We start from the raw sequence: 22,222 nt of genomic DNA on the forward strand, positions 1-22,222 counted from the left end.
CGGTTTGTTTGGTAGCTATTCGATTGACTGCACATAGGGCTTGATATCTCGCGGGTTTGCCCGCAGTAATCGTCAATACGACAAAACGCCCCACCTGCCCGAGGCCAGTTTGATGACCGTGATAGACCTTCGCAGCGATACCGTGACCCAACCCACCGCCGGCATGCGCGATGCCATGGCCAGCGCCGTCTGCGGCGATGACGTCTACGGCGAAGACCCCAGCGTCAACCGCCTGGAAGCCGAGCTGGCGCAACGCCTGGGGTTCGCCGCCGCGTTGTTCGTGCCCACCGGTACCATGAGCAATCTGCTGGCGCTGATGGCCCACTGCGAGCGCGGCGAGGAATACATCGTCGGCCAGCAGGCCCACACCTACAAATACGAAGGCGGTGGTGCGGCGGTGCTGGGTTCGATCCAGCCACAGCCGCTGGAAGTGCAGGCGGACGGTTCGCTGGATCTGGAGCACGTGCTGGCCGCCATCAAGCCCGACGACTTCCACTTCGCCCGCAGCCGCTTGCTGGCCCTGGAAAACACCATGCAGGGCAAGGTGCTGCCGATGGAGTACCTGGCCAGGGCACGGGCATTTACTCGCGAACACGACCTGGCCCTGCATCTGGATGGCGCGCGGCTCTACAACGCGGCGGTCAAGCTGGGCGTGGACGCGCGTGAGATCGCCGCGCATTTCGATTCGGTGTCGGTGTGCCTGTCCAAGGGCCTCGGTGCACCCGTAGGCTCGGTGTTATGCGGCTCAACCGCGCTGATCGCCAAAGCGCGCCGGCTGCGCAAGATGGTCGGTGGCGGTATGCGCCAGGCCGGTTCTCTGGCGGCGGCGGGCCTGTATGCACTGGACCATCAGGTGCAGCGCCTGGCCGAAGACCATGCCAATGCCCAGTGGTTGGGGGATGAGCTGCGCAAGGCCGGCTACACGGTGGAGCCGGTGCAGACCAACATGGTCTATGTGCAGGTGGGCGACCAGGCGCAGGCCTTGAAGGCGTTTGCCGCCGAGCGCGGGATCAAGTTGAGCGCCGCCCCGCGTCTGCGCATGGTCACTCATCTGGATGTAAGCCGGGCGCAGATGGCGCAGGTGCTGGAGACATTCGTCGAATATTCGCAAAAATGATCGTGCAGACCGTCTAATTGAACGTCGCTATCGCATAAACACGCTGTACCACCGGCAAAGGGCCGATATAATGCGGCCCTTTGCCGTCGCTCCGTCTGATGATGTTGCGCACTGGCCTTTGGCCGCAGCCTCCGTGGAAGAACCTAATGAAAAGCGCAGAAATCCGTGAAGCCTTCCTTCGCTTCTTCGAAGAGCAAGGTCACACCCGTGTCTCCTCCAGCTCCTTGATCCCAGGCAATGATCCCACCCTGCTGTTCACTAACGCGGGGATGAACCAGTTCAAGGACTGCTTCCTGGGCCAGGAAAAGCGCGCCTACACCCGTGCAGTCAGCAGCCAGAAGTGCGTGCGCGCCGGTGGTAAGCACAACGACCTGGAAAACGTCGGCTACACCGCCCGCCACCACACCTTTTTCGAAATGCTCGGCAACTTCAGCTTTGGCGATTATTTCAAGCAGGACGCGATCAACTTCGCCTGGACCTTCCTCACCGGCGTACTGAAACTGCCGAATGAAAAACTGTGGGTCACCGTTTACGAAAGCGATGACGAGGCGTACGACATCTGGACCAAACAGGTCGGCGTGCCGGCCGAGCGCATGGTGCGCATCGGCGACAACAAAGGCGCGCCGTACGCGTCCGACAACTTCTGGACCATGGGCGATACCGGCCCGTGTGGCCCATGCACCGAGATCTTCTACGACCACGGCGCCGACATCTGGGGTGGCCCGCCGGGTTCGCCCGAAGAAGACGGCGACCGTTACATCGAGATCTGGAACAACGTCTTCATGCAGTTCAACCGCACCGCCGACGGCGTGCTGCATCCGTTGCCGGCGCCGTCGGTGGACACCGGCATGGGCCTGGAGCGGATCAGTGCGGTGATGCAGCACGTCCATTCCAACTACGAAATCGACCTGTTCCAGAGCCTGTTGGCGGCAGCCGCCAAGGCTATCGGTTGCAGCAATGACAACCAGGCGTCGCTCAAGGTAGTGGCCGACCACATTCGTTCATGCGGCTTCCTGATCGCCGACGGCGTGCTGCCGTCCAACGAAGGCCGTGGCTACGTGCTGCGCCGCATCATTCGTCGCGCCTGCCGCCACGGCAACAAGCTGGGCGCCAATGGCAGCTTCTTCTACCAGATCGTCGCGGCCCTGGTCGCCGAGATGGGCGATGCCTTCCCGGAACTCAAGCAGAACCAGGCGCACATCGAGCGTGTGCTCAAGGCCGAAGAAGAGCAGTTCGCCAAGACCCTGGAACAGGGCCTGAAGATTCTCGAGCAAGACCTTGCCAACCTGTCGGGCAACGTGGTGCCGGGTGACGTGGTGTTCAAACTCTATGACACCTACGGTTTCCCGATGGACCTGACCGGCGACATCGCCCGCGAGCGCAACCTGACCCTCGACGAAGAAGGTTTCGAGCGCGAGATGGAAGCCCAGCGCGTGCGCGCACGTTCGGCCAGCGCTTTCGGCATGGACTACAACAGCCTGGTCAAGGTTGACGTGGCCACCGAGTTCACCGGCTACAAAGCCACCAGCGGAGCGGCCAAAGTGGTTGCCCTGTATAAGGACGGCCAGTCGGTCGACGTTTTGAACGAGGGCGACGAGGGCGTCGTGGTGCTGGACCAGACCCCGTTCTACGCCGAATCCGGCGGTCAGATCGGCGACTGCGGTTTCGTCAAATCCACCTCCGGCCGTTTCGACGTGCGCGATACCACCAAGACCGGTGGCGCCTTCCTGCACCACGGTGTGCTGGCTTCGGGCAGCCTGACCGTGGGTTCGCCGGTCGACACCCAGGTAGACGCCGATGTGCGTCACGCCACGGCGCTGAACCACTCGGCCACCCACTTGCTGCACGCCGCACTGCGTCAGGTGCTGGGCGAGCACGTCCAGCAGAAAGGTTCGTTGGTCGACAGCCAGCGCCTGCGTTTCGACTTCAGCCACTTCGAAGCGATCAAGCCTGAGCAGATCAAGGCGCTGGAAGACATCGTCAACGCCCAGATCCGCAAGAACACCCCGGTCGAGACCGAAGAGACCGATATCGAGACGGCCAAGGCCAAGGGCGCCATGGCGCTGTTCGGCGAGAAGTACGGCGACAGTGTGCGCGTGCTGAGCATGGGCGGCGACTTCTCGGTGGAACTGTGTGGTGGTATCCACGCCAACCGCACCGGCGACATCGCTTTGCTCAAGATCATCAGCGAAGGTGGCGTGGCGTCCGGTGTGCGTCGTATCGAAGCGGTGACCGGTGCTGCGGCCCTGGCCTACCTGAATGCGGCGGAAGAACAACTCAAGGAAGCGGCCAGCCTGGTCAAGGGCAGCCGCGACAATCTGGTCGACAAGCTGTCCGCCGTACTGGAGCGCAACCGTGCGCTGGAGAAACAGCTGGAGCAGTTGCAAGCCAAGGCCGCCAGTGCTGCGGGCGACGATCTGTCAGCTTCGGCCGTCGACGTCAAGGGCGTGAAAGTTCTGGCTGCGCGCCTGGACGGTCAGGACGGCAAGGCGTTGTTGGCGCTGGTCGATCAGTTGAAGAACAAGCTCGGCCGCGCAGTGATCCTGCTCGGCGGTGTCCATGAGGAAAAGGTCGTTCTGGTTGCCGGTGTAACCAAAGACCTGACTGGCCAACTCAAAGCCGGTGATTTGATGAAGCAGGCCGCCGCGGCAGTGGGCGGGAAGGGCGGTGGTCGTCCGGACATGGCGCAAGGCGGTGGTGTAGACGCCGGTGCCCTGGATGCGGCCCTGGCCCTGACCGTGCCGTTCGTCGAGGCTGGCATTTAAGGCGCTGTTAATCGGCCCGTGGTCTAGTCGCGGGCCTGACCAGTGCGGGTGGATTGGAAATTTAGGCGCCCCTTTACGGGCTGAGGCGGCTGGAAATGGCTTTGATCGTACAGAAATTTGGAGGCACCTCGGTCGGTTCTGTCGAAAGAATCGAGCAGGTGGCCGACAAGGTTAAGAAATTCCGCGACGCGGGCGACGACCTGGTGGTGGTGCTGTCGGCCATGAGCGGCGAGACCAATCGCCTGATCGATCTGGCCAAGGCAATCAGTGGCGACCAGCAACCGCTGCCGCGCGAGCTGGATGTGATCGTGTCCACCGGTGAGCAGGTGACGATCGCTTTACTGGCCATGGCCCTGAACAAACGCGGCGTGCCGGCGGTGTCCTACACGGGCAGCCAGGTGCGCATTCTGACCGACAGCGCGCATACCAAGGCGCGTATCCTGCAGATCGACGATCAGAAAATCCGTACTGATCTCAAGGCCGGGCGCGTGGTAGTTGTAGCAGGCTTCCAGGGTGTGGACGAGCAGGGCAACATCACGACCCTGGGGCGTGGCGGTTCGGATACCACCGGCGTAGCGCTGGCGGCGGCCCTCAAGGCTGACGAGTGCCAGATCTACACCGATGTGGATGGCGTCTATACCACTGACCCACGCGTGGTGTCGGTGGCCCAGCGCCTGGACAAGATTACCTTCGAAGAGATGCTGGAAATGGCCAGCCTCGGTTCGAAGGTGTTGCAGATCCGCGCGGTGGAATTCGCCGGCAAGTACAACGTTCCGCTGCGCGTATTGCACAGCTTCAAAGAGGGTCCGGGCACCCTCATTACTATTGATGAAGAGGAATCCATGGAACAGCCGATCATTTCCGGCATCGCTTTCAATCGCGATGAAGCCAAGCTGACGATCCGTGGCGTGCCAGACACTCCGGGTGTGGCGTTCAAGATCCTGGGCCCTATCAGCGGCGCGAACATTGAAGTCGACATGATCGTGCAGAACGTTTCGCACGATAACACCACCGATTTCACCTTCACCGTGCACCGCAATGAATACGATGCGGCGGAGCGGATTCTGCAGAACACGGCCAAGGAAATCGGTGCCCGTGAAGTGGTGGGCGACACCAAGATTGCCAAGGTGTCGATCGTTGGTGTGGGCATGCGTTCCCATGCCGGCGTTGCCAGCCGCATGTTCGAGGCTCTGGCCAAGGAAAGCATCAACATCCAGATGATCTCCACCTCGGAAATCAAAGTCTCGGTAGTGATCGAAGAAAAGTACCTTGAGCTGGCCGTACGCGCGTTGCACACCGCTTTTGAGCTTGACGCTCCGGCCCGACAGGGCGAGTGATGCACTGCCTGAAAGGCGCGGTTTACCGCGCCTTTCATTTTTTTGTAGGGCGCATGGTCTTTTGCCTGCGCTGGACAATACTTAGGTGGGTAGGGCTATGGCCTTCTGGTTGTAGGTCGATTGCCTTTTTTTTGCAGACTGTTGTTCCTGAACTGAAATGCGTGAGGAGAAAGGCATGCTGATTCTGACTCGTCGTTGCGCAGAAAGCCTGATTATCGGTGATGGCGAAATCACCGTGACCGTGCTCGGCGTCAAAGGCAATCAAGTGCGTATCGGAGTTAACGCTCCGAAAGAGGTAGCGGTTCACCGCGAGGAAATTTACCTGCGGATCAAGAAAGAGAAGGACGAAGAACCAAGCCTTTAATTTTTATCGTTTTTTATGTTTGCAAACGGGGATCAACGTGGTTAATATACGCCCCGTGTTGCGGAGAGCTGGCCGAGTGGCCGAAGGCGCTCCCCTGCTAAGGGAGTACACCTCAAAAGGGTGTCGGGGGTTCGAATCCCCCGTTCTCCGCCATTATTTGCTTAGTACGTTGCAATCTGGATTTATCGGTAAGTTGTTGAAATTACTCGAAAAAATCGCTTTACATAGAGATTGAACGGCCTATAATGCGCGGCAACAAATGCACTCGTAGCTCAGCTGGATAGAGTACTCGGCTACGAACCGAGCGGTCACAGGTTCGAATCCTGTCGAGTGCACCATTTAAGAGTTAGTTGCAGCAATGCAGGTAGCTTGGCTCCAACCAGTTGTGATCTGGTCTAAAAACACAATATGCACTCGTAGCTCAGCTGGATAGAGTACTCGGCTACGAACCGAGCGGTCACAGGTTCGAATCCTGTCGAGTGCACCATACAAACAAAAAGCCCGCCTAGTGCGGGCTTTTTGCCGTCTGGGTTTTATCTTTTTTCGCTCCAGTCATGTGTTTTCCTTTTCTGCTGCGTCGTCGCAGTTCATAGATGCGGCTACTACTCAACTTTGGCTTGCAAGCGCTTGTTCTTTCCAGTTTTTTAACATTAAAAGCGCCCGCAAAGGTGTATCATTGCGCCCGTCAGCCCCGCCGGGGCTTGTGGAATACCTCCATGGACTTACCCAGTAGTTACTCAGTACCGCGTTTTACCAATCATGAATTGACTGATTGATCCTTCCGGCGTGCCCTGCTGCTGGGAGTGGAGCTCGCCTATGACCGAAGTTGAAGTAAAGAAAACTCAAGAAAGCCTGCAGGATCGCCTTGCTCAAGTCATCGAGCTGCTGCAGCGCCAACGTGTGGTCGAAGACCTCACGCATCGCCAGGAAGGTCCGCACCACGACCGCGTCGAAAACCTGGTACACCGGCAAAACCTCGTCGAGCTGCAGCGCAAGCTCGACGACTTGCACTCCGCCGACGTCGCTTACATTCTCGAAGCCCTTCCGCTCGATGATCGCCTGACCCTCTGGCAGTTGGTCAAGGCTGATCGCGACGGCGACATCCTGCTCGAAGTATCCGACTCGGTGCGCGAAACCCTGATCGCCGACATGGACGATCATGAGCTCCTCGCCGCTGCCAAGGAGATGGATGCCGACGAACTCGCCGACCTGGCCCCTGAGTTGCCTCGGGACGTTGTCCATGAGCTGATGGAAGCGCTCGACGGTCAGCAGCGTGAGCGCGTGCGGTCGGCGTTGTCCTATGACGACGACCAGGTCGGCGCGCTGATGGACTTCGAGATGGTCACCATTCGCGAAGACGTCAGCCTGGAAGTGGTGCTGCGTTACCTGCGCCGGCTGAAAGAATTGCCTGGCCATACCGACAAGCTGTTCGTGGTCGACTACGAAGGCATTCTCAAGGGCGTCCTGCCGATCAAGCGCTTGCTGGTCAATGACCCGGAGAAAAAAGTAGCCGACTTGATGGCCAGCGACACGGTGAGCTTCCATCCTGACGAGGACGCCTATGAGGCGGCCCAGGCGTTTGAGCGGTATGACTTGATCTCCGCGCCGGTGGTCGACAAGAACGGCAAGCTCATTGGTCGTTTGACCATCGACGAAATCGTCGACCTGATCCGTGAAGAGAGTGAAACCGAAGTCCTCAACATGGCGGGTCTGCGTGAAGAGGAAGATATTTTTGCTTCGGTCTGGCGCTCGCTGCATAACCGCTGGGCCTGGCTGGCAATCAATCTGATTACCGCGTTTATCGCTTCACGCGTAATCGGACTGTTTGAAGGCTCCATCGAGAAACTGGTGGCGCTGGCGGCATTGATGCCGATTGTGGCGGGTATCGGCGGTAACTCCGGTAATCAGACCATTACCATGATCGTGCGTGCGATGGCGCTGGATCAGGTGAGCACAGCCAACTCCTCGCGGTTGTTGCGCAAAGAGCTGGCGGTTGGTCTGATCAATGGGCTGGTATGGGGTGGAGTGATCGGCGTAGTGGCTTACTTGCTCTACGGCAGCTGGTCGCTCGGGGTGGTGATGACGGCTGCCATGACCCTGAACCTGTTGCTCGCTGCCCTTATGGGGGTGCTGATCCCGATGACATTGGCGCGCTTGGGGCGCGACCCGGCCATGGGCGCCAGTGTCATGATTACGGCCATGACCGACAGTGGCGGTTTCTTTATCTTCCTGGGTCTGGCGACGATCTTCCTGCTCTGAGCCATGCCCATGCGCGGCGTTCCCGTCGCGGCGCTGCGGGAGCGAGCTCGCTCCTGCATTTCAACACTCAAATCCCAGGCAAAAAAAAGCCAGCACTAGGCTGGCTTCGGCTTTCAGTAGCGTATCAGTCGGCTTCTGCGGCCGCCTCGACGTCGTGCGCAATAAGCGAGACGAGCGCATTTTGCTGGCGGTGGGAGAGCTGACGGAAACGCTGCAGCAGTTCGCGTTCGTGCAGCGACAGCTCCGGGCTGTCCAGGCGCATGCTCAACTCTTCGCCCAGCGCACCTTCCTGAATAAGGCTCTGTTCCAGGCGCGCGATGATTTCGGAGTTCATGCTGCGGTGATGATTGCGAGCCACCTCGGCAATGCGTTCCCGCATTCCGTCTGGCAGACGTACGACGAACTTGTCAGCCGTACGGCTGGAATAAATTGCCTGTTTCAATGGGCGCATATATTTAACCGGTTAGTTCAGGGGAGCGGTTTTTGGAATTGGCCGCAAGATGAGTGTTAAGACAAGACTCACGACCAAAGTTCAACCCGAATTGCAAAGAGGCCGCATCATGCCTCAGATTTGCCAGTTCCTTGGCGTCAATTCTGTGACAAATATTGAACTGCCTGGAGGCTTTATGCCAGCACTGATTTACATTTTTGCGGACTGGTTGGAAAACTTCCCGTCGGGAGGATTTCAGTAATCATTCCTGAAAAACCAAGCCACAGCTGGGGTTGAGGGCCGCACATCCTAACGCAGAGTGGCCTTTTGCCCTTATGTTTAAGACTAGTGGCAATCTGCCGATTGACTAGGTCGAGGCGACGTAAGGTAGGGCGAAGGAGAGGGGGGGGTGGCAGGTGTCGGGCGAATATCCATGATTCAGACGCGAGAGTCAGCGCAACACTGGGTCGAACTTGATACGGCGCCCTACGATCAGGGTCAGCAACCACAGGCAGGCGCAGACGCTGCTGGCAATGAATGCCGTGGTCTGCTCGTCTTGGGCATGCGTTCCCAAGCCATATATGCAGGTTGCAGTGGTCAGGCAAAGGAAAAACCAGGCGGATTTACTCATCGATCGTGTCCTTAGAAAACCCAGTGTTCGGATGCGGGGGCGCCCTGGGTATCTTGTGCAAGGCGTACCGGGGATTGCGCGCCAGGCGTCATTACCGCCAGTTGCGGGCGTTGTTGCAGATGGTGCGGAATCGCCTGGCTGATCTGGGCCGGATCCGGCGCCTGTGACGACTGGAAGTGAAACATCACCAGCGCAGCCAAGGCGATTGTATTGAGGGCTAACAGAAGGGCACTGTTCATGGTGATGTACTCCGCTTACCGCCGTGGCTGAATAGGGTGTTTGCGAGAGGGATAGTGCAGGTCTCGTGCCAAACTATTTTATTAATGAAATCAACGGTTTGGTTGAGTATTGAAGGCTTTGGAGGTTGCAATTTGCAACATGGTCACTGAGGGGGAGTGCATTTTGCACGATGACGGCTATCTCCCGTGTTTGCTGGACGAAACTGCACATTCCGGCCTCGGGATCGCCCTACACTCAAAAAGCTGACGGACGACATGACAAAATGCACCTCGGCCGTTAACATGCACGCCGTCCATCGCCTTACCCGGCTTGGTGGCTGTCATTAGTCCCAGTAGCTCAATTGGATAGAGCATCCCCCTCCTAAGGGGAAGGTTGGCCGTTCGAACCGGCCCTGGGACACCATATAATTCAATGATTTAGCACTCCCACAACACTTCTGTTTTTGATCCGTGGGTGCATGGCGGGTGCAACGATCCGATTAGAGCCTCGCGCAACTCCTTGCGCGGGGCTTTTACGTTTGTGGTTCACGCATATATGCAGGAGGCAAAATGCACCCGTTGTTAGAAGAATTAAGTAGTGAGCTTGAGTTGCTAGCGCAGGAGATTGCCGATCAATTTCCAAGTGACGAGCCCCTTTCAACATTCCAGTCGAACTGGTCCTTTCCTGGTCTCACTGGCACTGAGCTAATGAGTAAGGCGCACCGGCTCGAACGCCTTATCACTGATAGGGGGGGCGATTTTCTTGGATCTTATGAAGAGGACCTTGCGAGCTACCCTAAACGCCTGCAGTACCTCAGGAAAGCAACTGTCCCGAATATGTGGGACAACGCTTCTCAGGCGGTGCCTGCCTATGTTTTGACGTTAGAAGGCTTGGAGCAGGCTCTTGAGCCGATCCTTCTGAGCGAGCACGACCTATCGAAGAGTATTCAGCAGTCGCTTAAGAAGGTTCGAGCTATCGAGGCGCGTGTTGGCGATTTAGCTGAGAGGTCGTTGGACTTAGATCAGCAGGTAGCGCGTATCGAAAACGCCAATAGTGCAGCCGAGGAATTACCTGCCGATCTTCAGTTGCTGAAGGAGGCTAGGCAGCGGGTCGACATCGTTGTTAAAGGCGCCGATTCCGACAAGGCAGCTATCGAAGCTGCCAAAAAACGGATTGAAGAGTTAGAGGTCACAATATCAAAAGCCGCTGAAGATGCCCGGAATGTCACTGAGCTTTGTGAGCAGGCTTATGCTTCTGCCACAAGTACGGGGCTTGCGGCTGCGTTCACTGAGCGATCCCGCGCATTAGATTTTTCAATGTGGGGCTGGGTGTTTGGGCTAGTTGTCGCTCTGGGGGCTGGGAGCTTTTTCGGGTCAATTCAAGTGGAGCGGCTTGGACGAATGATCGGTGACTCGTCAGCGAGTGGCTTTTCGATCACCGTTAACCTGGTGCTAGCGGTGCTTTCTGTGGGTGCGCCGGTATGGTTTGCATGGCTGTCAACGAAGCAAATTGGACAGCGCTTCCGGCTTTCTGAAGATTATGCATTCAAAGCATCCATTTCTCGTGCTTATGAAGGTTATCGTCGGGAAGCTGCGAAGATTGATCCAGATCTGGAAAAGCAGCTCCTGAAGTCTGCGCTGTCTAGGTTTGATGAGCAGCCACTCAGGCTTGTAGAAACCGACAGTTTCGGTAGCCCATGGCATGAGTTTCTGTCGTCTGGAATCATCAAGGACGCTGCCAAAAGCGTTCCTGGCTTTATGCAAAAAGTCACAGACTTGGCGGCGTCCTCCCTTGAGCGAAAAGGAAAGATCGAGCCCCCTAAAGTTGCGTCGAACGACCCATCTCCAGTAGAGGAAGCCAAGGCCTAGTTTTGATCGCGGATTCTTAAAACTGTCGTTGTCGAGTAGCCGGCGTGTCGTGCGGTTGCTCGAATTCCCAACCCGGCGTTAAGCAACTCTCTAACACGCCCATGTAGGTCTACGTCGATGGTCTACCTTGGTATTTTCCGGCAGCCATGGCCTTTTCAATGCCTTGGGCCTGACGCTGCCGGCGTTGCTCGTAATCCTTGCGGGCAATCGCTGCCATCATCTCCACCAGCATTAAGTTGATCGCCCCCAGTATTCTGCCGGTGTAACATCTGAGGTGCTGTAACACCCACTTCTACATCACGGCAGAGAACGTGTAACAAATAAAAATCCTTTATATTCAATTGTTTATGTTTTTTGTAACGTATGTAACACCAGTAACACGACTTGTAAGTCCCGTCCCCTTGCCCCTCTTATAGAGGTTCCTACAGCGAGAGTGACCTCCCTCCTGGTTGCAGCATTGAATACCTGACAGTGTTAGCCGGATCCTATTAGGCACCGATGTTGCTATCGGCCTGTACGACGCTTTGTCGCTAAGCGTTTGGGCATGTGCGATGTCCTGCCCTCAGGAATTGGGCAGGCGTGATGCGCTGAGTCCATGTCACACGTGGTCCGTAGTGCGACGTTCCAAATGGTGCACCGAAAAGTCGCCGGGGACCCTGACGACATCCTAGCGACACGGGGCATGAAACCCGCGGGATCGTGGTAGCGGCAACCACACCAGCTTACTGAAATTTCAATGTTGAAATTGAAAGGATCTTGAAGAAAAAAGGGCATCGTTACCGTGTTGGTAACGGTGCTCGCAGATGGCTGAAAGAGTAGGGCATATGCACAGGTGAACAGGAGTTCATCAGGTTCACCTGTTCACTAAGCTGGGTGCCCTTCCGCTAACATGATCCGGCGGGTTCTTTGCCCCGTACCTAGAAGAATTCTTCAGGGTCCCCACCATCGAACCCAAGCCAAGAGCATGATCCACCTCGCTTCGCTGAAGGAGCAATACCACAGGGGCTAGGGGGCTGCCCTAATAAAACCGTGTTACCGGTGTTACGCGTGTTACATAAGCATATAACTATATGATTTTAATAGGTTTATATGGCGTTACACAGCTGGGTCTGGTTTGCCGATATACGTGTTACATGGCGAAGAGGTGTTACATCAATTAATGCCTTGGCAGGAGCTGTTTGTGATGATTGCGGCGGGTGCCATCTCGACCGAGGGGCTTCGTTTAGAGGGGCAGCTACCGGCCAATAGCAGACAGATCGTTCTACAGCCTCGGCGCTTTGTATCAGCCAGCAGAGCACTAGCGCAGAGAGGAAAAATACTGAGTAGGCGGTTTACCCAGTGCTTTCTTGAACATAGTGATGAATGCATTAACAGAGTCATATCCCAGGATGCCCGCCACACGTTGCACGGATACCCCCTCCGCCAAATGACTCAGTGCGATCATCAAATGCAATTGTTGACGCCAGCGTCCGAAGCTCAGCCCGGTCGTGCTTTCTACAAGCCTGGCCAGCGTTCGTTCACTGGTTGCAAGCCGAGTGGCCCACTCGCGCAACGTGGTTCGGTCGCCTGGATCTGAGAAGAGCGTATCCGCGAGTTGTTTGATCTTGGGGTGGTCTGATATCGGCAAATGCAGCTCTTTCAGCGGGGCATCGGAAAGCTGCTCAAGCAGCACTGCAACCAGCCGAGCTGTCTTGCCCTCGGAATGGTAAGCAGGTTCCTGTTCAGCGAGATGCAGGACCATCTCCCGAACAAGGGGCGTAATGGCAACCGTGCAGCATTCTTCAGGCATGGCTGCCGCACCGGGCTCAACGAACAGAAAGCAGGTCCGGGCGTTTTCGGTCACTCGGCAACTGTGCGGCGTGCCGCCCGGGATCCATACGGCGTGCTGGGGAGGGACAAGCCAGAGTGCATTTTGCACCTCACAGCTCACTGCGCCATGCAAAGACAGGATGAGCTGGCCTTTGCGATGATCATGCGGACGGGCACCCGAATCATTGAGGTCAGGCGCAACCTTGAGGGCAATCGCTGCCTGGGCGAAAAGGTCTGAATCGAAATCTTCCGGCGAGGAAACGACATTTTTTGAGCTTGGCATAATTTAGATATCAGGTGTCTTGATATCTATATTAGCCGGTTCTGAAGTTCTCTACAGTTGTCTTCTTTTAAGAGGACAGATAAAGAATATGTCAGATACAAAAAACAAGTGGCATGCCATCGCGCTCGTCGCAGGCATTCTGCTTATCGCCGTGAACCTGCGCGTTCCCTTTACCAGCATCGCGCCCGTTTTGCCGCTGATCCAGATTGATTTTGGCTTGAGCGCCTCAGCTCTAGGCCTGCTTACTTCACTGCCATTACTTGCCTTTGCAGCCTTCTCCCCGCTCAGCGCATCGGTCGCCCGCAGGTTCGGCATCGAGCGCACGCTTTTCGGTGCACTGTTGGTCATTTCAGCGGGCATCCTGCTCCGCTCCGCAGGCAGCGCATGGGTGTTGTACGCCGGTACGATATTGATAGGCACTGGGATCGCCCTGGGCAACGTGCTGCTGCCCGGCCTGATCAAACGCGACTTCTCGACAAAAATGGCGTCCATGACCGGCGCTTATTCCATCACCATGGGTGCAGCGGGCGCTGTCGGTTCAGCCGTAATAGTTCCGCTGACCCAATCATGGGGATGGCCGATTGCCCTGAGTTTGTTGGTCGCAGCCCCGTTGTTGGCGCTGGTGGTGTGGCTGCCGCAGTTGAAAAAACACGAACACGTAAATCTGTCAGGTCCGAAACAAGCGCCAACCGTGGCCGTCTGGCGTTCGCCGCTGGCATGGCAGGTCACACTGTTCATGGGGCTGAACGCGATGCCTTTTTATGTCGCCGTCGGCTGGCTGCCGACCATTCTGATGGACCATGGCATATCCCCGGAGCAAGCAGGCACGGTACACGGCACGCTTCAACTGACGACGGCCATTCCCGGCTTGATTCTGGCGGCCACGCTTCGTCGTCTCAAAGACCAGAAACTGGCAGCCGCTACCGTCAGCCTGTTAACCGCCTCATCCCTGATCGGGCTCATTTACGCGCCAGACTACGCCATGTTGTGGGCCGCGGTCCTGGGCTTCGGCTCTGGTGCCAGCATGATGCTCGGCCTGACCTTCATCGGCTTGCGCACAAAAAATGCCGGTGACACGGCGGCACTTTCAGGAATGGCGCAGTGCGTCGGCTACCTGATGGCAGCCGCAGGCCCCTTGCTGCTGGGCCAACTGCACGACTGGACTGGTGGCTGGACAGGACCGCTGCTGATCACAGCCGCAATCTCCGTAGCCGGAGCATTCACCGGCATGCTGGCCGGGCGCAACGTTCAACTTGAATCTGCTGAATCATCGTCGCGAACAAGCCCAGCAATCCAGTCAGCGAATGCGCTCACAGCTGGCGATAAAAAGCGCTGATGCGGGTATAGCAGGTGAACAGGAACCGATGCGGGCTGCCAGTCAGCAAGCACTTCGACCAGTCGCCCTTCTCGCAGATGCTCGCTGACCACGTTCTCAGCGAGCTGCACCAGCCCGAAGCCTTCAAGGCACATTTTGATGTAAAGCCCAGTCTCGTTGACGGCCGCTGTGCCGTTCACCGGGACTGAGATTTTTTCGGTACCACGGGCAAAGCGCATTTCACCTGCTTGCCTTGCGCGGCCCGAGAAGTAATGGATGGCCCGGTGGTGAGACAAATCTTGCGGATTTTGCGGAGTGCCGTTCTCTTCGAGATAGGCGGCAGACGCACAGGTTACCCAGCGAAACCGACCGAGTGGGCGCGCAACGAGCGTTGAGTCATCGAGCTCGCCTGTACGAATAACGCAATCGACACCCTCTTGAACCAGATCAACCTGCCGATCGTTGACGCCTATCATCAGGTAGATATCCGGGTAGCGCCTGTAGAAGTCTTGCAGGTTTGGCATGACGATGAAGTGTGCAATGCCACCCGGCATATCGACACGCAAACGCCCCTGTGGCCGTTTTACGGAATCCGTCAGGCTGGTCTCTGTGTGTTCGATCAGCTCCAATATTTCCCGGCATTGCGCCAGATATTGTGCGCCCTCAGAGGTCAGGCTGACCCGACGCGTTGTTCTGTTCAGCAGGCGTACCTGCAAGTACTTCTCAAGATTTTTAACGCTGCTGGTAACTGTGGAGGCCGGCAGAGAGAGCGTCTGCGCCGCCTGGATAAAGCTTCCTGCTTCAGCCACACGTACGAAAACCTGCATCGCTTGAATACGGTCCATGACTGTTAGCAGCCTCAAAGCAGTGATCGGGTAAAGTCGTTATTATTCGTAGATATTGAATAATAAAAACAGTTTAACCATCTTTTTCCCGCAGTATCGCATTGCGTACATTGCTTCCAACGAAATTTGAAGAGGTGTACAGAAAATGGCTGAATATAACCGCAGCATTGTGCAGGCCCCGACCGCTCAGGCCGCCCGCACCCTTATCCGCGGCGCCACTGTGCTGAGCATGGACGGTGATATCGGCAATCTGGCGCGCGGCGATATCCTTATCGAAGGCAGCACCATCACGGCCATAGGTGAAAACATCGAGGCCGGCGACGCTATGGTTATCGAGGCATCCGGCATGATTGCCATGCCCGGCATGGTCGATACGCATCGTCACTCCTGGGAGGGCCAACTGCGTCGAATCAATCCGAATGCCGAAACCCTGGAAGACTACTGCAACGCAACGCACTTCTCGTTCGCCAAATACTATCGCCCGGCTGACATGTATATTGGCAATCTACTGACTGCATTGGGGTGCATCGATGCGGGCATCACGACCGTGGTCGATAACTCGCACAACAGCCGCACCGGCGCGCACTCCGACGCCGCGGTCGAGGCGCTGCTCGATGCTGGTATCCGGTCTGTACACGCCTCCGGTGCGCCAGTTTCTGGTGAGTGGGACAAAGCCCACTGGCCCGGCAACCTGGAGCGTCTCCAGGGGAAATACGTCAAGAACGGTGACAACCCGCTGCTCTCGCTGGCGGTAATGGCGCAGCTGGAGCCTGAGCTATGGGCTGAGGCCCGGCGCTTGGGGCTGCCTATCATTACCGAATTCTTCGGCGGGGACATGGCAGCTGAGTTGGAGGGTTTGCATCGCGAGGGTCTGCTGCGCCCCGATAACATCTTCAACCACTGCACAGCGCTGCCGGACGCCGGCTGGAAAATCATTCGCGAGGCTGGCGTGCGGGTCAACGTATGCCCGCGTTCAGATGCCCACTACGGCATTGAAGATGGAATGTTCGCCATGCAGTCGGCCCAGCGTCACGGCATCAGCCCGGGGCTGAGTGTCGATAACGAAACCTCCTATAGCGGTGACATGTTCATGGAGATGCGGGTGGCGTTCTACCTGCAACGCGTCATGGGCATGCACCAGCAGCGCTGCTGCGGCGCAGAGCATCATCCGGTGACCCTGTCGGCTCATGGCCTGCTCAAAGCCGCCACTCTTGACGGCGCCACCTGTGCAGGATTGCAGGACAAAGTCGGCACCCTGACCCCCGGCAAACAGGCCGACCTGATCCTTATCAATGCGCAGGACATCAACCTTTACCCGTCGGGTAACGCATTCGGCACCGTGGTACACGCGGCCGAACGCAGCAATGTCGACACGGTCATGATTGGCGGGCGCATCGTCAAGCGCGGCGGCAAGGTGCTGGGCGTGGACAGCGAAAGGCTGCGTGCAGCAATCGACGAATCCCGTGAGCATCTGTTTGCTGCCGCAGGCTACCAGCCGGATATTTTTGCCGAGACATTCATGCCGCTTGAGTCAGCCAAGTAAGGAGGCGCGAAATGAACGCAGCTTACTACCTGCTGGCCATCGCCGCGGGGCTTGGCATTACCCTGCAGACCACGCTGAATGGTCAACTCGCTAAAGGTGTGGGTGGAGATTCCGTAGCGGCGGCGCTGTTCTCATTTACTGCCGGAGCGGTGTGCCTGGGCGTCTTTTCATTGATGCGTGGCGGGATAGTGGCCTCACTGGCGGCTATACCTGCCCAGCCCTGGTGGAGCCTGCTGGGCGGTCTGCTGGGTGCCGGTGCCTTGCTTAGTTATGTGGTGCTTGCGCCAAAAATCGGCCTGTCAGCCCTGCTGGGCCTCGCTATCGCAGGTCAGATTATCTCCTCACTGGTTATCGATCATTTCGGATTGATGGGGGCATCGGAAAGGCCGGTGTCTCTCATCAAGTTGGCCGGGTCGATGGTGATGCTCGCAGGACTGGCCATCGCCCTGTTCGGTGACAGGTGGTCAGCGCTTTTCTCCAACTGACTGCCTTGTTTGCCCCATCCTGTTTCGTAGGACGCAACCATGTTTAAAACCCTAAGCGGCACCACCAGTCTTCTTGGCGAGTGCCCTGTCTGGTGTGAAAGAACGGAACGCCTGTTCTGGACCGATATCCCTGGTTGCGAACTGCTTGCTCTGGACCCCGTGAGCGGTGAAGTACAGCACTGGCGAGTGCCCGAGCCGCTGGGGTCGTTCGCCCTTACGACCAATACAGACGTATTGCTAATGGGATTGGCCTCCTGCCTAGGTTATTACAACCTGAGTACTCTTCGCTTCACCAAAATTACCATCACGCCTGGAGTACCCGGAACCCGGGTCAATGATGGCCGCTGCGACCGTATGGGCAACTTTGTGTTTAGCACTATGGATGCCGGTGAGGCGGTGCAAACTATAGGGCGATTTCACCGGTTCAATGCCGCGACGCTCAAGACTGAAACGCTGGACCTTCCCGAAGTGGCGATCCCGAACAGCATCTGTTTTAGCCCGGACGGTTCCACCATGTATTACGCGGACTCCCTGCAAGGATGCATTTTCTGCTGCGATTACCCGTCGCTAGAAAACCAGCGTGTATTCACTACAGTCAACGGTCAGGGTGCTCCAGACGGTTCTTGTATTGATGCGCAGGGCTTTCTCTGGAATGCGGAATGGGGCGGTAGCAGAGTCGTGCGTTACGCGACTGACGGCAAAGTTGACAGCGTGATCGACTCCCCGTGTATTCAGACCACTTGTCCGGTGTTAGCGGGACTTGGTTATGAAACGCTTTACTGCACCAGCGCACGGATAGGGCTGGATAAGCCGGCAGATTTCGATGGCACGCTGATAAAAGCCGAAGCCGTTTTAGCTGCCGGATCCCCTGAAGAGCGATTTACAGGACGACTGCACTGAATAGTAGTTTCTAGCCTGTCGCGCCGTTCTGAATGCCAACTTGGTAGACGCGTATGAATGACCGCTTCTGGCCGAAAGCGCTAGTCCGCGAGCGACTGCTATCGGCCATAAGCTGCCCTTTACAACTCGTCAAATCGACGTTGCTTTAGACCACTGAACAGGCTTTTGTAACTTTTTCTCGCTTCACAATGGCGTACGCCGGCTTCATCCTAAGCCGGTATAGATGGACGCGAGTCCGCTGACGGAACTGGGGGCGACTGCGTGCGCAAAACTCGACCGGGAAAAATACAGCCGGCGAAACTACCAACGCTGCGGATGCCAAAATGATGGCATTCGATAAGAACTTGACTAGAATAGAACCTTTACAAAAAGAGGGAGCATTCATCACCTCATTACTGTGCCGCTCTCTGTGACCTTGACTCGACCGTAGGGAATTGAAGAAAATGGATTTGTCCGAAATTAAAATTGCTCATTACACTGGACAGCGTATTTGGATGGTTCGCGCTCAGGGCGGAAAGTACTTACGTCATTTCAGAACGGGTTCAGTTATTTCTATTGAGCATTTGGATAGATTCTATAATCACCTAGACCATGGAAGTCCAAAGATCCCCAGTAACGAGCAGATCAGGCGCTTAATACTTGAAAACGAAAGATACATTGACAAAACCTCAAAAATACCGAAGTTTAACGCATCCGGCAGAAACTGCTTTCACCAGATAGATCACTTCCTCAACGATATTAAGAAAGGAGATTTAGTTGTCTCACTTGACACCACTCATATCATGATTGGTGTCTGCACATCATCAAAAGCCACACTTAGCAGTCGAGCTATTGCCTCTTCTGCCGATCCTGAGAAAATGACGACAGTCAAATTGAAACACCGACTCAGGAAAGGTGTCGAATGGGGGCCTATAATAAAAAGAGAAACTGTAGGAGGATTGCTTAAGGGAACATTTCAATCGCGTCATACCGTCACCAATCTAGACACACACTGGCGGGATATATTTGGACTGATCTATCCATTCTTCACCTATAACAATGAGCTCTATTTCTCCAATCGAATCGGCACACGATCAGACATTAACGGGAAAATAATTAGCAAGTTGTTTGACAATCTCTCAAGCGTCCAGGTAATACTTGAAGAGCTTCTAGAAAGAAAGCTTAGTGACGAATTTGTCAACAATCTTTTAAACGACGATATCGCTTGGGAAGAATTTGATTTAACCGCCAAGGCATATTTTGGATCGCCTGGAGGGATTTTTAACAAGGTTCCCCTTCCCCTATCTGTGAACCCTAAGTTCGTTTTACGAGCCTTTGCTCTGGCGTTTCTACTCACCTCGGGGCAGATAACCGCGGTAGCGGCGGCTGACCAACTTAGTCCCGCTGACGACGCGTTCAATATTTACACTCCTGCAGAAATAGTTGACGAACGGCTCTTACAGAGGGATGGAGACGAAAACGTAGACCGGTTATTAGGAGAGCTCGCAAGAAAGAATGCTGATGCATTCGGAAAAATCAAAACTGGTCAGAAAACGGCTAAAGTCAAGGCTAAGCTTCGCCTTTCAGTACCCAAGCATGACACGACGAACCTTGAAGACAAGGCGGGAATAAAAGTAACAAGAGTTGGCTCAAATGCGCAGTAATATTGTTGACATAGCCGGCGGAACATTCGTAGTAACAGGTATTTCCTACGCAACCGGAATTGCTTATTACAACTCCTTTTTCCGAAAAATAAACGGCAATCCAGATTTATTTTCCGTATCGCTTGAAAGAATATTGTTTGAGGGCGGGAGACAGCTTTTACATATTGCTTTTAAGCCGGCCTTAATTATAATCGCAATAACACTAGTATTAGCCATTATAAATTCCATACTCAAAAAACTTGGATCGGGCTTTTTAGAAGAGCTATTTGTAAATATAAAGAATTCAAGCATAGGAAAGTCCGTTCACACAATTAGCTGGGCGTACTTATTTGTAATGATGTCCATCATCACCAGCTACTCTTTTACCTCGGGGAAAGAAGCTGGTGAAAAACATGCAGCTTCTACTACATGCACTCGAGCAAGCATTGTTACAGAGAAAAAAACAATAGTCGGGTGTTTGATTTACAAGAGCGACTCTGAGGTCTGGGTGATTACTATCGACAAAGACCAAAAAGTTTTGCTAAACATACCAAACGATAAATATTTATCAATATCAATTTATTGATACCATCACGATTAGCTTAGTGGCCAAGGAAAAATTGCGCGCAGCATCCTGAGCGGGCTCTTATACAGGGGTATGCAGTCTGCGTACTCCGTTTTTAGGAGTGATAGATGAAGTACAGATATCGACTATCAGCAACTGCACAAGGGAAACCTGCGACCTTCTGACGATGGAGATGTCGTCGGTGTCGAATTTGAAAGCGAGTCGGGATTCGCTCTCATACCCAACGTTGGGGACGTGGTGCACGTCCCAGCGATGGAGGGGCACGTTAGCGTGAAAGGTCTGGTGAAAACGCGCCTTTGTTAGCTACACCCGCGTCGGCGCAGAACTCTTCTGTAGCATCAACATCGTGGTTGAAGAACGCGATGACATTGACTGGGGCGCTCTGACCAAAGAGTAAATCTAGGTAGTCCCGCGAGCGGGTCGGCTTTGTTGCAAGAAAAGGATGTTTAGGGGCGCGCCCTTCGTCCGCGAAACCTGTGACTGAAACTCCCGGTTTCGTAGGGGCGACGGAGTGACCGCTTCTAGCCGAAAGCGGTCCTAAGTCCACATCCGCCAAAGATCAGAAGCCGAAAAATCTGGAGGCTTTTTCGTAATGGGAGGACCTATCGAAGCGGAAGCTTCTTAGGCTTCCGCCTCTTTATCAGTCGCCCTTTCTTTTGAGTTGAAGGTCAATGAAATCAAGCTCTGCCTTGATTGCATCAATCGTGAGCGTCTCAACCTTGGTATTTTTGTTTGCTCTTGCGTTGAGCTTTTTCACGCCAGCTAGGACGACAATTATCCCGTTTAAATGGAGCTTTCGGGCCTTCAGGTAATCAGGCATCTGTGCGCTGTTCTGTGGTGGTTTGTTCATGATTGGACCGATGGTAGGCCCGAAGCAACCAGCCCTCGCCGGTTGCTTCGGGGTAGGTTTGGATTAGGCGGCCAGCAGGTCAAGCAGGCTGTGTTGGTGTGAGCGATCCACGAGTTCGCGCCAGGTCCAGCTTCCAAAGTGCTCGCCCTGTTCAGGGATATCCAGCTTCATCAGTCCCACCGGGTCACGACTAATCAGGTTGCGTGCTGCCCAAAGCTTGCCGCCTGTCTCCAGCAGTGTTTTCGCGGCCTTATTCCATTGTTCTTCTAACACTGTGTTCGCCAGATGAGCCGCTTGGTTTTCGATCTTGGCGCGCTCTTTTTGTGCTTCTGTGATATGCAGGTCAATCGTCACGAGCTCCTGCTCCAGCGCGGTGATGAGCAGTTGTTGGCGGCGGTGATGCTCAGCAGCACCCGTGAGGTTCTTTGCTGCCTTTTGAGCTTCTGCGTTAGCAGCTTTCTCGCCTTCGACATCGCCCCAGGCGACGGCCTGTGCATAGGCAGTGGCTGCGTCAGTTTCAGCTTGTCGGGCCTTTGCCATGTCTTCCTGATCGCTCTGGCGGACCTGCTGCAACCGGATCTCGATGCTGCTGCGCTTTTCGTTGAGTTCCATTTCGTCGGCTTTCCAGTTCGCCATATCGCTGAGATAGCCCGCAGCCAAGCTCTCACGGTTTGCCAATGTATCAAGGCGGTCTATCTTCTGGTTCAGTGCGCTGATCTCTAGATTTCGCGAGTCGATGCGTCTTTTGTGATCGTTGATTTCATCCTGCACGGCCCGTTGACGGCCCTGTTGGATAACCTCTGGGCTTTCTAGTGCCGCTTCAAAGGGTGCCAGGTCGAGCCGAATGCTCTCCATTTCGTGTGTCAGTGTGTCGCGGCGGTCTTTCAGTTCTTGGATAGTGGTCATCTGTATTATCTCTGGGCACTACGTTTGATAGGCATGGTCGTTGAACGGCTGGCGAGGCCGGGAATGAGCCGGCGCTACCTCGATCTGT

Annotated in this window: 19 protein-coding genes, 4 tRNA genes and 1 pseudogene; 16 read left to right on the forward strand and 8 right to left on the reverse strand. The window is 55.5% G+C overall.

What is annotated here, in order from left to right:
* The first annotated feature begins 112 nt into the window (after nt 1-112).
* The 8 genes from ltaE to mgtE all read left to right on the forward strand — a co-directional run bounded on the left by ltaE (nt 113) and on the right by mgtE (nt 7,842).
* Nucleotides 113-1,117, forward strand: coding sequence for a low-specificity L-threonine aldolase (gene ltaE / locus OSC50_RS05200; RefSeq protein WP_266246460.1), 1,005 nt, complete (start codon nt 113-115; stop codon nt 1,115-1,117).
* 146 nt (nt 1,118-1,263) lie between these two features.
* Nucleotides 1,264-3,882 (forward strand): alanine--tRNA ligase, encoded by a 2,619-nt coding sequence (gene alaS, locus OSC50_RS05205; RefSeq protein WP_266246458.1) that lies wholly within the window; start codon nt 1,264-1,266, stop codon nt 3,880-3,882.
* A 95-nt stretch (nt 3,883-3,977) separates the two neighbouring features.
* Nucleotides 3,978-5,219, forward strand: a complete 1,242-nt coding sequence (locus OSC50_RS05210) for an aspartate kinase (RefSeq protein WP_010208327.1) — start codon at nt 3,978-3,980, stop codon at nt 5,217-5,219.
* Nucleotides 5,220-5,394: 175 nt separating this feature from the next.
* The gene (gene csrA / locus OSC50_RS05215) at nt 5,395-5,583 is read left to right on the forward strand and encodes a carbon storage regulator CsrA (protein ID WP_003175645.1); all 189 of its coding nucleotides are present in this window, start codon (nt 5,395-5,397) and stop codon (nt 5,581-5,583) included.
* Between the two features lie 62 nt (nt 5,584-5,645).
* Nucleotides 5,646-5,736 (forward strand) — tRNA-Ser (locus tag OSC50_RS05220).
* A gap of 108 nt (nt 5,737-5,844) precedes the next feature.
* Nucleotides 5,845-5,921, forward strand: a tRNA-Arg gene (locus tag OSC50_RS05225).
* Between the two features lie 72 nt (nt 5,922-5,993).
* Nucleotides 5,994-6,070, forward strand: a tRNA-Arg gene (locus OSC50_RS05230).
* A 329-nt stretch (nt 6,071-6,399) separates the two neighbouring features.
* Nucleotides 6,400-7,842 (forward strand): magnesium transporter, encoded by a 1,443-nt coding sequence (mgtE, locus tag OSC50_RS05235; RefSeq protein WP_181081198.1) that lies wholly within the window; start codon nt 6,400-6,402, stop codon nt 7,840-7,842.
* Nucleotides 7,843-7,966: 124 nt separating this feature from the next.
* On the opposite strand, the gene OSC50_RS05240 is transcribed toward mgtE, so the two are convergent.
* The 3 genes from OSC50_RS05240 to OSC50_RS05250 all read right to left on the reverse strand — a co-directional run bounded on the left by OSC50_RS05240 (nt 7,967) and on the right by OSC50_RS05250 (nt 9,142).
* Nucleotides 7,967-8,293 (reverse strand): Arc family DNA-binding protein, encoded by a 327-nt coding sequence (locus OSC50_RS05240; RefSeq protein WP_024076996.1) that lies wholly within the window; start codon nt 8,291-8,293, stop codon nt 7,967-7,969.
* A 430-nt stretch (nt 8,294-8,723) separates the two neighbouring features.
* Nucleotides 8,724-8,903 (reverse strand): PA3371 family protein, encoded by a 180-nt coding sequence (locus OSC50_RS05245; RefSeq protein WP_266246454.1) that lies wholly within the window; start codon nt 8,901-8,903, stop codon nt 8,724-8,726.
* 11 nt (nt 8,904-8,914) lie between these two features.
* On the reverse strand, nt 8,915-9,142 hold the full coding sequence (locus tag OSC50_RS05250) for a hypothetical protein (RefSeq protein WP_181081196.1): 228 nt from the start codon (nt 9,140-9,142) through the stop codon (nt 8,915-8,917).
* Between the two features lie 326 nt (nt 9,143-9,468).
* Here OSC50_RS05250 and OSC50_RS05255 point away from each other — a divergent pair.
* Nucleotides 9,469-9,545, forward strand: a tRNA-Arg gene (locus OSC50_RS05255).
* 146 nt (nt 9,546-9,691) lie between these two features.
* Nucleotides 9,692-10,990 carry a hypothetical protein gene (locus OSC50_RS05260; protein WP_065936188.1) on the forward strand — a complete coding sequence of 433 codons (1,299 nt, stop codon included), beginning with the start codon at nt 9,692-9,694 and terminating at the stop codon, nt 10,988-10,990.
* On the opposite strand, the pseudogene OSC50_RS05265 reads toward OSC50_RS05260, so the two are convergent.
* Nucleotides 10,987-11,255: pseudogene (locus OSC50_RS05265) on the reverse strand (recombinase family protein); the annotation flags it as partial. The gene OSC50_RS05260 and the pseudogene OSC50_RS05265 overlap by 4 nt on opposite strands.
* Before the next feature lie 1,032 nt (nt 11,256-12,287).
* Entirely contained in the window at nt 12,288-13,082 is a 795-nt protein-coding gene (locus tag OSC50_RS05270; protein ID WP_266246451.1) for an AraC family transcriptional regulator, read from the reverse strand.
* Nucleotides 13,083-13,170: 88 nt separating this feature from the next.
* Here OSC50_RS05270 and OSC50_RS05275 point away from each other — a divergent pair, with 88 nt between their 5' ends.
* The gene (locus OSC50_RS05275; RefSeq protein WP_266246449.1) at nt 13,171-14,418 is read left to right on the forward strand and encodes an MFS transporter; all 1,248 of its coding nucleotides are present in this window, start codon (nt 13,171-13,173) and stop codon (nt 14,416-14,418) included.
* On the opposite strand, the gene OSC50_RS05280 is transcribed toward OSC50_RS05275, so the two are convergent.
* Complete coding sequence (locus tag OSC50_RS05280) at nt 14,331-15,242, reverse strand: LysR family transcriptional regulator (protein WP_015371104.1); 912 nt, start codon at nt 15,240-15,242, stop codon at nt 14,331-14,333. The two genes, OSC50_RS05275 and OSC50_RS05280, sit on opposite strands and share 88 nt — an antisense overlap.
* Nucleotides 15,243-15,387: 145 nt before the next feature.
* Here OSC50_RS05280 and OSC50_RS05285 point away from each other — a divergent pair, with 145 nt between their 5' ends.
* The 5 genes from OSC50_RS05285 (at nt 15,388) to OSC50_RS05305 (ending at nt 20,378) form a co-directional block, all read left to right on the forward strand.
* Nucleotides 15,388-16,785, forward strand: a complete 1,398-nt coding sequence (locus tag OSC50_RS05285) for an amidohydrolase family protein (RefSeq protein WP_015371103.1) — start codon at nt 15,388-15,390, stop codon at nt 16,783-16,785.
* An 11-nt stretch (nt 16,786-16,796) separates the two neighbouring features.
* The gene (locus tag OSC50_RS05290; RefSeq protein WP_015371102.1) at nt 16,797-17,270 is read left to right on the forward strand and encodes a DMT family transporter; all 474 of its coding nucleotides are present in this window, start codon (nt 16,797-16,799) and stop codon (nt 17,268-17,270) included.
* 39 nt (nt 17,271-17,309) lie between these two features.
* Nucleotides 17,310-18,170, forward strand: a complete 861-nt coding sequence (locus OSC50_RS05295) for an SMP-30/gluconolactonase/LRE family protein (protein WP_065883888.1) — start codon at nt 17,310-17,312, stop codon at nt 18,168-18,170.
* 443 nt (nt 18,171-18,613) lie between these two features.
* On the forward strand, nt 18,614-19,813 hold the full coding sequence (locus OSC50_RS05300; RefSeq protein WP_266246443.1) for a hypothetical protein: 1,200 nt from the start codon (nt 18,614-18,616) through the stop codon (nt 19,811-19,813).
* Complete coding sequence (locus OSC50_RS05305; RefSeq protein ID WP_266246441.1) at nt 19,803-20,378, forward strand: hypothetical protein; 576 nt, start codon at nt 19,803-19,805, stop codon at nt 20,376-20,378. Before OSC50_RS05300 ends, OSC50_RS05305 begins: the two co-directional genes overlap by 11 nt.
* Nucleotides 20,379-21,018: 640 nt before the next feature.
* Here the strand turns inward: OSC50_RS05305 and OSC50_RS05310 are convergent.
* A complete protein-coding gene (locus tag OSC50_RS05310; protein WP_434085160.1) occupies nt 21,019-21,198 on the reverse strand; it encodes a hypothetical protein in 180 nt (59 codons plus the stop codon).
* Between the two features lie 93 nt (nt 21,199-21,291).
* The gene (locus OSC50_RS05315; protein WP_266246437.1) at nt 21,292-22,134 is read right to left on the reverse strand and encodes a chromosome segregation protein SMC; all 843 of its coding nucleotides are present in this window, start codon (nt 22,132-22,134) and stop codon (nt 21,292-21,294) included.
* Nucleotides 22,135-22,222 lie beyond the last annotated feature (88 nt).

It is taken from the genome of Pseudomonas quebecensis, from assembly GCF_026410085.1.
Taxonomy (GTDB): Bacteria; Pseudomonadota; Gammaproteobacteria; order Pseudomonadales; family Pseudomonadaceae; genus Aquipseudomonas; species Aquipseudomonas quebecensis.

Coding starts and splice junctions, on each gene's coding strand:
- ltaE (WP_266246460.1), top strand. CDS start 113: ATGACCGTGATAGACCTTCGCAGCGATACCGTGACCCAACCCACCGCC.
- alaS (WP_266246458.1), top strand. CDS start 1,264: ATGAAAAGCGCAGAAATCCGTGAAGCCTTCCTTCGCTTCTTCGAAGAG.
- OSC50_RS05210 (WP_010208327.1), top strand. CDS start 3,978: ATGGCTTTGATCGTACAGAAATTTGGAGGCACCTCGGTCGGTTCTGTC.
- csrA (WP_003175645.1), top strand. CDS start 5,395: ATGCTGATTCTGACTCGTCGTTGCGCAGAAAGCCTGATTATCGGTGAT.
- mgtE (WP_181081198.1), top strand. CDS start 6,400: ATGACCGAAGTTGAAGTAAAGAAAACTCAAGAAAGCCTGCAGGATCGC.
- OSC50_RS05240 (WP_024076996.1), bottom strand. CDS start 8,293: ATGCGCCCATTGAAACAGGCAATTTATTCCAGCCGTACGGCTGACAAG.
- OSC50_RS05245 (WP_266246454.1), bottom strand. CDS start 8,903: ATGAGTAAATCCGCCTGGTTTTTCCTTTGCCTGACCACTGCAACCTGC.
- OSC50_RS05250 (WP_181081196.1), bottom strand. CDS start 9,142: ATGAACAGTGCCCTTCTGTTAGCCCTCAATACAATCGCCTTGGCTGCG.
- OSC50_RS05260 (WP_065936188.1), top strand. CDS start 9,692: ATGCACCCGTTGTTAGAAGAATTAAGTAGTGAGCTTGAGTTGCTAGCG.
- OSC50_RS05270 (WP_266246451.1), bottom strand. CDS start 13,082: ATGCCAAGCTCAAAAAATGTCGTTTCCTCGCCGGAAGATTTCGATTCA.
- OSC50_RS05275 (WP_266246449.1), top strand. CDS start 13,171: ATGTCAGATACAAAAAACAAGTGGCATGCCATCGCGCTCGTCGCAGGC.
- OSC50_RS05280 (WP_015371104.1), bottom strand. CDS start 15,242: ATGGACCGTATTCAAGCGATGCAGGTTTTCGTACGTGTGGCTGAAGCA.
- OSC50_RS05285 (WP_015371103.1), top strand. CDS start 15,388: ATGGCTGAATATAACCGCAGCATTGTGCAGGCCCCGACCGCTCAGGCC.
- OSC50_RS05290 (WP_015371102.1), top strand. CDS start 16,797: ATGAACGCAGCTTACTACCTGCTGGCCATCGCCGCGGGGCTTGGCATT.
- OSC50_RS05295 (WP_065883888.1), top strand. CDS start 17,310: ATGTTTAAAACCCTAAGCGGCACCACCAGTCTTCTTGGCGAGTGCCCT.
- OSC50_RS05300 (WP_266246443.1), top strand. CDS start 18,614: ATGGATTTGTCCGAAATTAAAATTGCTCATTACACTGGACAGCGTATT.
- OSC50_RS05305 (WP_266246441.1), top strand. CDS start 19,803: ATGCGCAGTAATATTGTTGACATAGCCGGCGGAACATTCGTAGTAACA.
- OSC50_RS05310 (WP_434085160.1), bottom strand. CDS start 21,198: ATGCCTGATTACCTGAAGGCCCGAAAGCTCCATTTAAACGGGATAATT.
- OSC50_RS05315 (WP_266246437.1), bottom strand. CDS start 22,134: ATGACCACTATCCAAGAACTGAAAGACCGCCGCGACACACTGACACAC.